Here is a 14,838-nt window from a genome sequence, read left to right as displayed (position 1 = left end):
TTCTAATATTATTCCAAAGTATATATAACATATACTAAATCTGAAGCATCCTCATTCCCATCAGCTTGGGAAATTGTAACTGTGTCAGCTTCTACCAAATCAACATTGGCATTTGATATATATGTAATTGTGCCAGGCACAACAACAGTAACGTTTTCTTTGATGATTGCCACCTGCATTCCAGCAAATAAGCTTTCAGTGTCAACCACCTGCGCTTCTCCTACTACATTATCAGCTACAGTTGAAAAAAGCTCACCAAAATCGTATCCGGCGGAAACTGCATCTTCGTAAGAAGCATCAAAAGTTTCATAAGATGTGAAAGCTGTGTAGCAATCAGCATCCTTATATGTAGTTTTGATGTAGGCTTCGTCCCCTTTAACAGAAAGCTTGTTTAGCTTGATTGCTTCCTCGCCATAGGTTTCGTTGAAGCTACTTATTAAATCATTTGTGTAGCTTTTAAGTTCCGATTTTGAATATGTATCTGAATCAAAATCAATCACTTCTTCAAAAACGACCTGTCCATTTTTCTGGAAAGTAATGGTAGAAGTGTCGGCTGTATTGCCTGAACCAATCAGCCCACCTAATAATTTTACAATAAGTGTAATGAGAAGTGCAAAAATACAAAGGCAAATCACACCGAGAATAATGCGATTGCGCATTACCTCGCGCTGTCTTCTTTTCCTACGGGCTTCCTGAAGCTCCCTAGCAGCAACTCCCTGTCTGGTAGGACTGTTTGCACTATTACGACTCCGCATGCCAGAACCCTGGCGGGGTCTGTTATTAGTCATAGAAATTCCTCGCTCTTATATTTATGCGACCTATAGTTTAATCTATAGCCGTCTAAAATTCTAGTTAATTCTTCTTCAGTTTCCTCATTCAACACAAAAGTATACAACTTTTCAATGGTTGAGGAAACAATAAATTGCATTGTATACAGTGTTGAGTTGGAAATAATTGCACCTGATTCCAATTTTGCACATTCTTTGCAAAGCATTCCATGTCTTTTCAACGAAAAGACTGTTAAATTTTCCTTTTTTCCACAACATGTGCAATTAAATACATTAGGATATTCACCATCTATTACCCAGGTCTTTAAATCGTATATGTTTTTCAGAAGTCGATGGCTGAATTTGCCAGATTCCAAAGCTTTCAAGCTCTGATATACAAGAGCCAGTCTGTTTTTTTCATCCATTCCCTCTACCGAGAGGAAATCTGCCACTTCCAAAAAATACGAGCCCAGGCAAACCTTGTCATAATCCAAAACCAAATCTCTGAAATAATTGGAGATGTTTGCTTTGCTTATATGATAGGAATTGCGGCCTTCAAAGGCATCAAACACGCCAAAGCAAAACGGTGAACACGCTGCAACAAGCGGATTATTCGGCCTTCTTGCTCCTTTTGCAAATGCAGTGATTCGCCCTGCTTCCTTTGTAAGAATAACCAGACGCTTATCAAATTCACCAACATCAGAGCTGGAAAGCACTAATCCTGTCAGGGTAACCAGTCCCATTTATCCTAAATCCTCTTTCTTGTAACCGAAAGTCTTTAAATCGTACTCGCTTTCTCTCCAATCCTTTTTAACCTTAACAAAGAGCTTAAGATTAACCTTTGCTTCAAGAAGCTTTTCGATTTCGTAGCGTGCATTTGTGCCGATTTTTTTAATCATTGCGCCGCCCTTGCCAATAATGATTCCTTTGTGTGAGTTTTTCTCGCAAACAATTGTCGCTTCAATATCCCACATTGGACGCTTACCAGGGCGCTCCTTCATGGAATCAATAAGAATTCCTATTCCGTGTGGAACCTCATCATTTAAAGCATGAAGAGATTTTTCACGGATAATCTCTGCTGTAATTTCTCTGAGAGTCTGATTTGTAACAGTCTCAGGGTCATAGAAGGCAGGTCCTTCTGGTAAATATTTAAATATAGTAGAAAGAAGATCCTCGCAGCCTTCTCCATGTAAAGCAGAAACTGGAACAACCTCAACAAAATCACATAAATCCTTAAATGCTGAAATTGTCTCTCCTACTTTTACACCATCAGCCATGTCAATCTTGTTGATAACTAACATTATCGGAGCATCTGCTGTGGATAAAAGCTCAGCAATTTTCTTATCTGCGGCGCCAACCTTTGTATCAGGCTCTACAAGCCAGAGAATCAAATCAACATCGTTGATTGTGCTTTTAGCTGCAGACATCATGTATTCACCAAGCTTATTCTTAGCCTCGTGCATACCTGGTGTATCCAAAAATACGATTTGACCCACTTCCTCATCTGTATAAACAGTTTGGATTCTGTTTCTTGTTGTCTGTGGCTTGTTACTTGTAATAGCAATCTTCTGCCCTATAATATGGTTCATCAAAGTGCTCTTACCAACATTTGGGCGCCCCACTATAGTAACAAAACCCGATCTAAAATTATCACTCATTCTAAATTCCTCTTAACTAATATAAATTCTCTACTACCGTAAATAATTCTGAATTCGCTTCCACCACGGATTCGTTTCCTACAACACAGATGTAACGTTGTGACATAGCAGCATCTACTGGCTCAGCTAAGGCTCTGATGTCCTCTACCGTAGCATCTAAGACTTCATCCCTAGTGCGCTGCAAATCCTCGTAGCTGATGCCGGAAATGTAGCAGTTCAATCCACGAAGGCCTCGCTGCGAAGGTGTAAGTGGTGTATCCATACCACTTATAGTACCTATAATGTACTTTGTCATATCTCTATCGTCGGCATCAAAGTTTCTAAGATAATCACCTGTCTCTTCAAATACCTTGAGTGTCTCAGCAAGATTTGGATCACGATATGATACAAATACCATATCTCCCTGACGGCTTGAATTCATGTTGCAGCCATATGCACCACCCTGGACACGGACCTTTATCCAGAAGTAGTCATAACCAAGAATTGTATTGAGAAGCTTGTAGCTTCCATTGTATTTATATCCTGATTTAACAAAATCGCCAGCCATTGCTACATACTGAATCTGTGAAGCATCCTTAAGGGCCTCCTTTACTGGATGAACCTCAAACTCATCATCTCCCTCGAAGGAAAGCTTTTCCTGAGAAAGCAATGGTCTTATATCGTTTACAAGCCTTCTTGCCTGATTCAGTACCTCTGTCTTACCAGTAGATGATATTATCAATCTATCCTTTGCAAATATTGTTTTGCACATTTCGTTAAGTTTAGATATAATTTCGCCTTTTCTATCATCAAAGTTCTCTTCAAGGTCTACAAGGAATCTATAGAATCGAACTCCATTTGCCAAATCTGAAATGTTGGCCTTCTTTGAGAAACCGCATCTTGCTCTAGTAGCAGCCACCTGGTTACCTCTTGAATTGAGAAGTGATTCCATGTGGGATTTCTCTGCTACGATAAGCTCCTTTAATCTCTTTTCATCCGAGAATAAGGTATTGCATATCATTTCCATTGCAAGGTCCTTTGCCACATCTGCTTCTTCGTAGATGAATTTCGAACGAACCTCAAAGGTGATGCGATATTTATCATGCTCGCCAAATACTTCATGAACAGCTGTTGTAGTAGTTATACCGCCAGTATGAAGATACATTTCATTAGTGTAATCAGCGTATGTATAATGCTTTGTATCCATCAATCCGATGAATCGTTCCAATAATGATACATATGGAATATCTGATAATGTAATATCGCTGATATCGAAAACCATATTGAAATAATGGATTCCATTTGTACTAACCTTGTGATGAAGGATTGTTGTTCCATCCTCATCATAGACCGCCAAATCTATAGGACGAGCTTCTCTTGTAAGGTCGAATCTGGTAAGCATAGGTATCTTTGCCAAATCCTCCTTTGAACTAGGAGTCTCCTGATATTCCTTCAGATATGCTGTATGTTCAACAATCTGTTTGATTTCTTCCTTTGAAAGAGTTGCCTTTTTAGCAGCAAGCTTTTCTTTTAATTCATTGTCATCTGCTGCTGTAAGTCCCTGCTTTGGTCTAAGAGTAACGATAGACTTATGATTATTTGAAAGAAGGTAAACATCTGCAATATAATCGAAAAGTCCGTTATTAACTCTCGTTTTAATTTTATCTAATACTTCAACAGCATGTAAATGAAGGAATGGTTTGTTTTTATCATATAACCAGCTATCAAGAAGCTGAAGTCCAATGATAAGTCCCTTTGGAGCACTGCCGAAGTCTAGCTCTCTAGCTCTAAACTGTTCACCATTTATAGCAGCAAAAAGAGTCTTTTTATCAATACCCTTTTTAATCTCGTTTTGAAGTGTAGTTTCGATAATGTTAACAAAGCGATCTCTGTCCTCTTCGTTTGCGCCACGTGCTACTACTGAAAAATACATCTGGCGCTGAGATGATTCAAATGAACACTCAACATCCTCTGCAATATTTGCATCAATCAAAGCCTGATATAAAGGTGCACCTGGTGCTGATACAAGCGCGTAATTTAATATATCGAAAGCTCTATACATGTTTGGATCAAGAACATCGCCTATACAAACATTGTAAGAAAGATAAGCATTGTTCTTTGTATCCTGATCTGCCGCGATTGGATAATCTACAGTGACCTCAACTGGCTTATCAAAGGCAGGCTGCATGTTAATCTCTGAATCTACCTCTAGGTAATCGTAGTGGCGAAGATATTTTGTATCCAAATACTCAAGCAAATCATCGATATCCACATCACCATAAACATAGATGTATGAATTGCTTGGATGATAATACTTACTGTGGAATGCAAGGAAATCCTCATATGTAAGAGTTGGGATAACCTTTGGGTCACCGCCTGATTCAATAGCGTAAGTTGTATCAGGGAAAAGAGAATTGAGAATCTGACGTGAAAGCACATCATCAGGTGATGAATATGCTCCCTTCATCTCGTTGTATACAACGCCGTTGATTGTCAGGTCGCTGTCCTCATTTTCCATTTCATAATGCCAGCCCTCCTGTTCAAATATCTCACGGTATTTGTAGATATTTGGATGGAAAACTGCATCCATATATACATCGATAAGATTCATGTAGTCAGCGTTGTTTGTGCTGGCTATAGGATAAACTGTCTTATCTGGGTATGTCATTGCATTAAGGAAAGTGTTTAAGCTTCCCTTTACGAGCTCTACAAATGGGTCCTTTACAGGATATTTGTCTGAGCCACAAAGTACTGTGTGCTCAACGATATGAGCCACACCGGTAGAATCCTTTGGTGGAGTTCTAAAGCCTATGTAAAATACTTTGTTTGTATCGTCGTTTGAAATGAAGCAAATTCTAGCTTTTGTTTTCTTATGTTCAAATATGAAGCCAAGGGAATCCAAGCCCTCAAGCTTTTCCTCTTTTAGTAATTCGTATGCCTTGTTCAAATTAATGCCTTTCTATTGTGTGATATGTACATCTAGCTGATTGTAGCAAATCTCGATTCCTGTTTTATCAAATCTATTTTTAATTTCTTCTAGTGTTTCCCATTTTGTGGTCCAGTAATGGTCTATATCCACTGGGAATCTCAAGCCAATTTGTACAGCACTTTCTCCAAGCTCTGCTACAAAAACCTGAATAGGAGAAATCTCCAATCTATGCTCAGCCTTTTCAGCAATATCCTGAAGTATTTCTTTTGCCTTTGCGATATCTGAGCCGTAGCTGATTCCCACTGTTTCGTTAAACAAACGATAGCTTTGAGCTGTGCAGTTTGTAATTGATGTAGCTGAAAGTGTTCCATTTGGAATTTGAACCAAACAGCCATCTAGCATCTTTAAGGTAGTATAGATGATGTTGATTTTATCAACTGTACCCTCCTGCCCTGAAGCATGCTCAATAATGTAATCCCCAACTCTAAATGGATGCATAACAAGGATAAGTATGCCACCTGCAAAGTTTGACAAAGCGCCCTGTAAAGCAAGACCTATTGTAACCCCAAGGCCTGCAACAGCTGCAGATATTGATGTAGTTGTAACACCAAATAAGCCGAGAATAATTGTCAGTAGAATTATATAAAGAATCCATCTAAGAACAGACTCAAGAAATGTCTCCACGCCTGGATCCACCTCTTTGAGATTCATAGCCTTATGAAAAAGCTTGATGATGCCTTTTATAATGCGAGTTCCAATGATAAAAACTATAAGCGCAAGTACTGCACTCCAAAAGAAGCTCCAAAACTTTGGTATCATGGCTTCAAGCTGTTGCTGAAGCACACCAGTCTGTATGTCTTCCACTAGTTCATCCGCTGTAACTGTCTCTACTGTGTCCATAACACCCTCCATTTATTTACAATCTGTTATATTGTATCATATTTACTGACATGAAAAAAGCGGCAGGAACTCCTGCCGCCTCAAAGTAATATAACTATTAACTAGTCATATTTAGAAATATCATGCTTTTCTTTTATTGTTGCTCCAATTGTTAGAAGTATTAACAACACTCCAAGTATTGCAATAACCATTGCTGTTCTCTCTAGAACATCAAACATTTTTTCTGTTTCACCAGCTTTAGCAACATCTTCATCATCAATGTCTACGACATCTGCAGTTGTAGGTGTTTGAGTATCTTCGATAGCAACCTCATTATTTCCATTGGCTGCTTCATTATTCTGGTTCCCGCCTGCTGCACCGCCAGCTTGATTTGTGCCATTTCCATTTGCTGCGCCACCAGCCTGGCCTTGGCCTGCCACTTCTCTAACTGCTGCTGGAACAAATTGATAAGTCATTTGGCCTTCACCTTCAACCACACCATATGATGTGGAAGTGGTTGTATTATAGATTGTCTGGCCACCAGATGCAGATGCCTTAGTATATGTAAATACGAATTCGTCATTTTCCTTTAAGCTTGCAGTATGAAGATTTAAAGCATTTGGAATATATCCATCGATATATTTATATGGAACATATACTTCATCACCAATGGCTCCGTAAAAGGTATTCTGCTGAGCAAGTGCATTTCCTGCGCCGTCCAAATACTTAACTGTATATGGAACAACTGCTCCTACTCCATAAGCTACAACATAGGAATTGTCTTTTTTAACTGTGAAAGTAGATTCAGAAACAACATCGTTTGATCCACTGATTCTCATTCCCTTTACATAGTACTTATCGTTTGAATCATCAGGTATTTCCACTGCTGATTTAGGGTTGAAGGAAATCTGGTCATTGTATTTAAGACCCTTGATTATAACCGAATCCTTATTTGACGAAACAGAAACCTCATCACTTGCACTTACAATTGTCAACGAATCTGACATATCTGAAACAAAACCTGCTCCTATTTCCTCTGTACCACCACGAATTATACTTATTTGATATGTGTACTCTTCAGCTCTCACCCAAATAGGCGAAATAAGAGAACATAACATGGTCATTATTAAACTAAATCCGAATAATCTTTTTAATTTCTTCATATCACGCTACCTTCTCTCTATTATTTTTTGAGATCCAAAAGTAACTAATTACAAGTAATAATCCTATAAGTAACATCATGCTACATACAATAATAGGAATAATGGAATCTCCTGTTTGAGGGCTTCCAAGTGTATTAGTATTAGCAAGTGGAACTGCTGGCTCCTCTAATACTACTACTTGAGTTCCTCCTGGGATGGTGTACACTACTCGTTTTGTTTCAGATGTATTTACTACTACATTCTCAGGTGATGTTTGCTTCTCAGCTCCAAATCTTACATCCAGCTGTGCAAGCTTTTGCATGTAATCATTGTCCTGCGAATTTCCATCAAGCTTGATTTCTATAACAACTGTTCCACTGGCCTGACTTGCTAATGAACCTACGCTCATAAATGCGTTTTCTCCATTTTTCAATCCCCCCTGAACCTGCTGTAAACCGACTACAGTAGTGTTATCGCCACCTACAGTTTCACTATCGTATAAGACGTTAGTGTTGCCATTTAAGATATAACTAATCTTGTAGGAATAGGCACCGCCGCTGATATTTGCTGAGCTTCCATCTGCATTTTTTTCTTCCAGCGATGCAATTACATCTGTACTTAAGTAGAAATCTGTAGTTGCGCTAGAATTGTTTTTGTAATTAACCTGAAATACTACTGTGTCCCCAGGCATTACACTGGTAATGGTGGATTTATCCACATTGTAGTCTGAGCTAAATCCCTGGCCATTATATTCAACATTCCATCCTGTTGTTTGGGTAGCTGCATTTGAATCAAAACTTGTTGTCATCAGCCCTGCCACTGTAACCACTAGAGCAAGGACTGTACTAAAAATTTTCTTTTTCATCGCTTGCTCCTTTCTTAATTAACAGGCTTATCACCAATTGTTAATATGTTTCCGTCGTCTTGTCCATCACATGTTGCCTTGATTCCCCAGGCTGCATATATTGCATCTTCACTGTTGTGAGTCTGAACTGCGTCTGCCTGAATTTCGATTTGGAAGGCTTGTCCATCGTAAAGATATTCGTTTACTATGGTTCCTTTAATTTCTACGCCATCCTCTACATATGGCTTTGTTTCTACGAAGGATGTAAGTTTATTGTCTACCTGAACCGATACTAAAAACTCTGCTGCATTTCCACAACCAAGAGGTGCTGTCATGTAATAAACAGCCTGCTCTTTTGTGGTTTCATCAGGATTTAAATACCATCCATCAGCGATTCCTAACTCAATCAAATCAGGATCAAGATTTGTGCTTTTACCATCCTTGTACCAATTCTTTCTAACTACAACTCTTACATATTCACTGTAGCCAGTTTCTTGATTGGAGTTATTAACAATTCTTACACTCTCGTTGTATATTTTTCCTACTTTGAATTTCTCATCTTTTGCCACTTCACTGAAATTCAATTCATTTTCTACTGCAACGTATCCTTCGTCTGTTTTCTCCTGAACCTCAACTGAAATTGTTGCTGTTGAGAAGTTTACTCTCTCAGCTGCTGACTGATAAACAATTGCTGCTCTTGCTGCCCCAGCAGATGCTGAAATAATGATTATCAAGCCAAGTGCTAATATTATCAGAGGGTTCTTATATAATTTTTTCATACTCATCCCTCCTATCGCATCTGCTCAATCACTTCAACAGGTTGCACTTGATGTTCGTTGGAAATTGCATTTGTCCAATCAGCGTATGCATTTCCTTCCTCGTCGTAAAGAACTTTTGTTGCTTCCTGAATGATGATTACATTGAAATCGCTTGTACTACCGTCAAAATCAATTTTCAGGTTTAGGTCCTCTGTCTTTTCGCCAGGTTTTATGATTTCACTGTAGTAATAATACCCACCATCTAAATCCGACCAATTAGTAGATGTTTGTTTTTCAATAATACAGGTATCAGGATATAAAGCCTTTGCTCTAACAAATATGTCGTAATCACCTGTATTCGAAATCGCTATTGTTTTAATCATGTGATTCACATCATCATCCATCTCTGGAAGCTCCACATCTCCAATGGAAATTGGAATTGTCCCTCTAACAGTAGCGGTGTCTGTAAAATATGCTATGGCCGGTTTAACTGCAAGACCACCAATTAAGGCAATGGCTGCAGCAACTAATATTAATCGATTTACTTTCATAATTAGCTACCTCCATCTCACATCTACCTAAAAGTTTCGGCTGGTTCCATATGTAACTGTTCCTTTGGATTGCCATCCTTGTCAGTCCATATAATGTTGCCATTCTCATCTACGGTGAACTGATTTTCTGCGCTAATTCCACCGGAGATTAGATTTCCGTTGTAGTCATTTTCAAAATTAGCTGTTACTGTATCTCCCGGTTTTATCACTAATCCTGTAACTATTTCATTACCTACTGCTTCATAACTTGCTCCAGTATATATCTCTTCTACTGTGACAACTGCTGATGCTGGTAAATCCTTTATCGTTCTTGTCTTGCTTCCAGCCTTATCAAAATCGATTGAATACACATTGTTTAAAACTACCTCGTTATCCAGCGTTGCTGTAACTTTATAAACAAATGATGCTTTTCCCAGTGACTTATTGAATGTATCCAGAGTCTTTGTTATAGCAAGATCACCATATGCTTGCTCAGCCTCTGATTTGATTGTAAATTCTACATCGTACTGCCACTGGTCACTTCCCTGTCCTGTCATAATGTATGTACTGGTTGGTGCATAGAGGATATAGCTTGTAAATGTGTAAGCATATCTACCAGCTGTTACCTGCTGTGGTACATATAAATAGATTCCGGCTCCACCTGGCATGGTAACTGTTTTTTCAGATTCACCAGCACCTCTATTTATTTCAATAGTGGTGTAGTCTTCCATCTCGCTTGCAATAGGTTCGGCAACAGCCACTATATTTTCCAAGATACTATCCGGTGATGGGTTCTCATCTAATATGCTAAGGTCGATGCTTTCAAACCCAGCCTCTATAGTGGCCTTGCCTGTCTCTCCAACATCAGCTATCTTATATAGTCTGATTTGAAGCTTACCGTCAAATTCCTGTGCAAATATCGATTGATCATTTTCAGCTATTTTAGCTGTAATAGTAATCGGAGTATTAGGATTAATCCTTCCAGCAGCTTTTAACCCAGTTATCTGTAGACAGCCTATGATTAATAACGCCCCGAGAATTATTCCTATTAATCCTTTTGATTTAAATACTGCCTTCTTCATTGGCGACTCCCTTCCAAGTCACTATGACTTTACCATGTTAAAAACCTGCCTTTTTTCTTCTGTTCAAGTAGAACATGAATGCTGATAAAATCATCATTGCAATTCCGGTTACTGTAGTTTTGTATACGCCGCTTCCACCTGTGTAAGGTAAAGCTGATGCTTTTTTGTTTAGGAACTCAAATCTGTAGGTAATAACTTTTCCGTCTCTCACTGGTTCAACCAAGTACTCTGTTCCTTCTGGATTACCACTTTCTGTAACAATTCTTACTGTAGGTACATTCTCATCAGAGATTGTGATTATCCAATTATCATTGCTAGTCACATATCCTGTAGGAGCCTGCATCTCTTTCAACTTGTAAATCTTTCCAGTTGCTACAGTGTCATTCCAAACAACCAAACCTGATAATTGTTCAACCTGTTGGCTAGTTCCTGTATAAGATGTAGCCACTGTTCCTTCTTCTGCCTGTTCTTCGAGTGTGAATTGTGCTCCATCTAAGTACTCACCGCTCTGATTTACCTTGTAGATTTCCCAAACATTTGTGAAATGCACCTGAACTACAGGCTTAGGGAAATCCAGCTTACCTGACTCGTTGTTTATTACATAAGTTGTATTAGCTACACCATTTGAATAGAAGCCAGGTAACAATGATGATGTAATAGGCCTGTTGTTACCATGGTCTGTTTCATCATCGCCTGTGTGAGGATAAGGATTCTCATCATCTTTGTGTTCGTAGTAGTAATCGTATGCCGAATTGCTTGGCTGTACGTAGAACTTAACCTGATACTCATATCCATCATCTAACAGATAACCCTGTGGGAATACCATGCTAATTTTTCTTGTAACTGTTCCATCATCATTCGTTTTAACGATGTAATTTGCTGTTAGAACTGTTCCATCAGGTAATGTGTATGTGGCAGGTGATTCCTGAATTCCATCTTTGATAACACCTGGCACACTTGCTACACTCTCATCTTGAACATCCTGTAAGTCTAAGGTTACGTTAATCTTGAATGTACTATCTGGAACTATATCTACATATTCGCTAAGCGTATCTGTCATTACTACATTTGATGAGTAAAGCATCTCTGTACTAGTTTCAAGTCCACCTGTTGCAATGCCGCTGATTGTTCCTGCTAAGCTATCAAAGATAGAACCAACCTTTTCTGGAGAAATATTATATGCCTCCGCTGCTTCTTTAGCTTTTACTTTGGCACTCATATTCTGTAAAAGTGTAAATGCATCGATGCCACCTGGTGCATCACTATATGAGTTGTAGCCAAGTCCCATTCCTATTGCATAGAAATAGTCACATTCAAGCTGACTCGCATAATTATATGTGGCACCTTCTATTTCTGTTGTTAAACTTGTACCTTTACCTATTTGCCTTCCATCTTTTATACCGTAGGTAGGACATCCATCTGTCAGGAAAATTACAATTGTTTTTGCATCTGATCTTGCTCCTGACATTTGATCATTAGCCATCTTTAATCCAGCACAATAATTAGTTCCGCCACCTATGCTTTCTGCTGGTCCAAGGTTTTCTGTTACAACAACATCTCCAGTATCAATCCAATTACTTGTCATCAGCTTTGCAGATTGACCAAAATCTATAACCTTCCATTTGGCATCCACATCGTCTTTGTCCTTCATTGTCTCTACCATAGAGTCAACCGCTGCTACCACGCACTTTATACGAGTAGGATAATTAGGATCTGTTGTTGCATATCCCATAGAATTTGATTTATCAACAACTAGTACAATATCTACCTTGGTTTTTTGTTCCTGCTCAAGTTCTTCCGAAGTATCAATAGTGGTAACGATTTTTTGTTCTGGACCTTTAAACTTGATTGTAAGATCATAATTGTCATCTTCTGCATGATATCTAATATACTTTGACACTGTTGCAGATACGACTTCTGTTGGTTCAGAAACTGTTGTGTAACAGTTTTTAAACTTAATATTCTTTGTAGACTCATCATCAACAGTTGTTTCAACTACTCTTGAATCCTGTGATGCAGCTTCGTATTGAACTAATAATGTATCTGCCTGATTCTTCTTTACCTCTAGAATCTTTGTAGTGAAATCCTTTAGTTTATAAGTACTTTCATAAGATGTACCTGTTTCTGTAATATTGTAGCTTCCTACTGGAAGATCTATGAATTCTGCCTTTTGTCCAGAAAGTAATGTAAACATTCCAGATGCAGCGTCTGTAGTTCTTAATTCTTCGCCTACATAATATTTTGTTGCGCCAACTGGAACACCTTCTGAATTCTTGATTACAAATTCATAAGTTGTAGTAGTATCTTCTTTAGCAGCACCTGTTGCAATTTTCTGCACTGTAAGGTTTATGTTCTTTTCGTAGTAAATATTTACAGTTGCTTTTGCTGAACTACTTAGAGCAACTTTTGCAACCTCTGCACCTCCATTTAGAAGCTGTAAGAAATATGAATTACCACTTCTGATAAGTTTTAAGCCATCAACATCTTTACCAATACCTTCTACTTTGTAATCTGCTCTCTTAAACTTGTATCCTGGAATATCATCCACCTTATCCTGAATCATTATTTCAGGGGTGCTACTTTCCATGTTAATTGTTTCTTTTATTTCTTCGTATTCTGGAACTTCTTCCTCATCTATCATTTCTACAAATACGTTGTTAAAAGTAACTTCGATTTGTCGATTGGTATTTCCATTCCAAAGTAATGTATATACAGAGAAGCTATCATTAGTGAAGCTTGCGCTCTTTACTGATGTATCTGATGAAGTAGATACTGTTGCGCTACCTGCTTCCGTAAGATTTTCAACCTCATCAGTTTTATCATTAATATGTACTACATCAACCTTGAGCTCTTTAGCGTTATCAACATCTTCCTTAGATACTGGAAGTATCTCGCTCTTATACTCCATTGAAATAGTTACATTATCTGATGGCTCTACCTCTTCGCCTGTTTCAACATTTGTAAAACAAATATCGTATGCTAAGAAACCATATACTTCGTTTTCTGAATCAGCTAACAGCTCTTCCATCTTGCCAGCTGTGTGATTATAAAGGTCTCTTGTCTCATCATTAGATTCTGTAATAGGCTTAACCTTTAAATCTGCATTCTCTGGGACTGCACCAGAAACAGTTACTATTACATATTCATCTTCATAAACAAGTACTGGATCTGGAAGGCGCTTGTAACCACACTTGACACAAATGCCGTCATCGTCATACTCACATGTTTCTAAGTACTCTTCCATATCACAAAGAGCACATGTAACTGTGTGGCTTCCGTCTTTGTTGGATGTGTAAACTAGCTCATGCTCACATTCCTCTTCCTCGTCCTCTTCTTCAAGCTCCTCATCTTCTAGTTCGTCGCCGTCAAGCTCATCTTCTAATTCGTCGTCTAGTTCCCCATCTAGACCATCACCCTCTAAACCATCACCATCCTGGTTTAAATCATCTCCTAGTAAGGCATCCTCAGGAGTTTGGTCTCCGGCTGTATCAGATTCTCCCTGATTACCATCAGTAGGAATTGTGCCATCTGTTGGGGTTGTACCTTCCGATGGGGTTGTTCCATCTGTTGGGGTTGTACCCTCCGATGGGGTTGTGCCTTCTGATGGAGTCTCACCAGCTACAGGTGTTGTAACATCTGAAGCTGGATCCTCATTTGTAGGTGTACTTGGCTCTACCGGTGCACTTGCCTCAGGAGCAGGGCTGCTCTCTGGAACAGAAGCAACTTCCTCTGTAGGAGTATCCTCTGAAGGCGCATCTGTTATGTCAGCAAATGCACTTATTGACATTGCCAAATACAGTGGTACTATAAGACCTAATGAAATGATCTTATTAAGTAATAATGATAGATTTCTTTTCATATGCTTCTTCCTCACTTAATATTTGCCAATCAACAATGTCTCCTACAAAACGTTACACGAAATAACTTTTTGTAATTTCAAATTAGCATATATTGTGTGATAAATCTGTGTCTTGGCAAGAATTATCAGAATATTGGCAAGAACGTAATTAATTTACTATACAACTTGTGAGAATTTTGTGAACACAGTCACGAAATAACTTTATAGACTTTCGTAAATGAAATGGTAGAAAACGAACACTGAAACGTTTACTGAGAAAAAATGGGCGGTAGCACTTGCTACCGCCCATTTCAAACTGTTGAAAAAGGAATTCTATTTTATGCTATAATACTTTTGGAGGGATTTGTAATGATTCAACACAAAACTATGCCAATATCAGAAATAATTGATAGAGTCACAGCTATCGCTCGA

General features: G+C 38.5%; 11 protein-coding genes. All 11 read right to left on the bottom strand.

The window, feature by feature from the left end; all coding sequences use genetic code 11:
- Nucleotides 1-8: 8 nt before the first annotated feature.
- Nucleotides 9-788: a hypothetical protein gene (locus E7274_RS08320; protein ID WP_304175192.1), complete on the bottom strand. Its 780-nt coding sequence runs from the start codon at nucleotides 786-788 to the stop codon at nucleotides 9-11.
- The gene (recO, locus tag E7274_RS08315) at nucleotides 785-1,510 is read right to left on the bottom strand and encodes a DNA repair protein RecO (RefSeq protein WP_304175190.1); all 726 of its coding nucleotides are present in this window, start codon (nucleotides 1,508-1,510) and stop codon (nucleotides 785-787) included. Before recO ends, E7274_RS08320 begins: the two co-directional genes overlap by 4 nt.
- A complete protein-coding gene (gene era, locus E7274_RS08310) occupies nucleotides 1,511-2,425 on the bottom strand; it encodes a GTPase Era (protein ID WP_304175189.1) in 915 nt (304 codons plus the stop codon).
- A 16-nt stretch (nucleotides 2,426-2,441) separates the two neighbouring features.
- Nucleotides 2,442-5,351 carry an insulinase family protein gene (locus E7274_RS08305; RefSeq protein WP_330598823.1) on the bottom strand — a complete coding sequence of 970 codons (2,910 nt, stop codon included), beginning with the start codon at nucleotides 5,349-5,351 and terminating at the stop codon, nucleotides 2,442-2,444.
- A 12-nt stretch (nucleotides 5,352-5,363) separates the two neighbouring features.
- Complete coding sequence (locus E7274_RS08300; RefSeq protein ID WP_304175188.1) at nucleotides 5,364-6,233, bottom strand: mechanosensitive ion channel family protein; 870 nt, start codon at nucleotides 6,231-6,233, stop codon at nucleotides 5,364-5,366.
- Between the two features lie 101 nt (nucleotides 6,234-6,334).
- Nucleotides 6,335-7,375, bottom strand: a complete 1,041-nt coding sequence (locus E7274_RS08295) for a MucBP domain-containing protein (RefSeq protein WP_304175187.1) — start codon at nucleotides 7,373-7,375, stop codon at nucleotides 6,335-6,337.
- Nucleotide 7,376: 1 nt separating this feature from the next.
- Nucleotides 7,377-8,219: a hypothetical protein gene (locus E7274_RS08290; protein ID WP_304175186.1), complete on the bottom strand. Its 843-nt coding sequence runs from the start codon at nucleotides 8,217-8,219 to the stop codon at nucleotides 7,377-7,379.
- Nucleotides 8,220-8,233: 14 nt separating this feature from the next.
- On the bottom strand, nucleotides 8,234-8,977 hold the full coding sequence (locus E7274_RS08285) for a hypothetical protein (RefSeq protein ID WP_304175185.1): 744 nt from the start codon (nucleotides 8,975-8,977) through the stop codon (nucleotides 8,234-8,236).
- 11 nt (nucleotides 8,978-8,988) lie between these two features.
- The gene (locus E7274_RS08280) at nucleotides 8,989-9,507 is read right to left on the bottom strand and encodes a hypothetical protein (protein WP_304175184.1); all 519 of its coding nucleotides are present in this window, start codon (nucleotides 9,505-9,507) and stop codon (nucleotides 8,989-8,991) included.
- Between the two features lie 23 nt (nucleotides 9,508-9,530).
- Complete coding sequence (locus tag E7274_RS08275; protein WP_304175182.1) at nucleotides 9,531-10,568, bottom strand: DUF5979 domain-containing protein; 1,038 nt, start codon at nucleotides 10,566-10,568, stop codon at nucleotides 9,531-9,533.
- Between the two features lie 37 nt (nucleotides 10,569-10,605).
- Nucleotides 10,606-14,427 carry a DUF7604 domain-containing protein gene (locus E7274_RS08270; protein WP_304175180.1) on the bottom strand — a complete coding sequence of 1,274 codons (3,822 nt, stop codon included), beginning with the start codon at nucleotides 14,425-14,427 and terminating at the stop codon, nucleotides 10,606-10,608.
- Nucleotides 14,428-14,838: the final 411 nt, after the last annotated feature.

Source organism: Pseudobutyrivibrio ruminis (assembly GCF_015057245.1).
GTDB classification, from domain to species: Bacteria; Bacillota; Clostridia; order Lachnospirales; family Lachnospiraceae; genus Pseudobutyrivibrio; species Pseudobutyrivibrio ruminis_E.
This window is presented reverse-complemented; position numbering and strand designations above follow the sequence as displayed.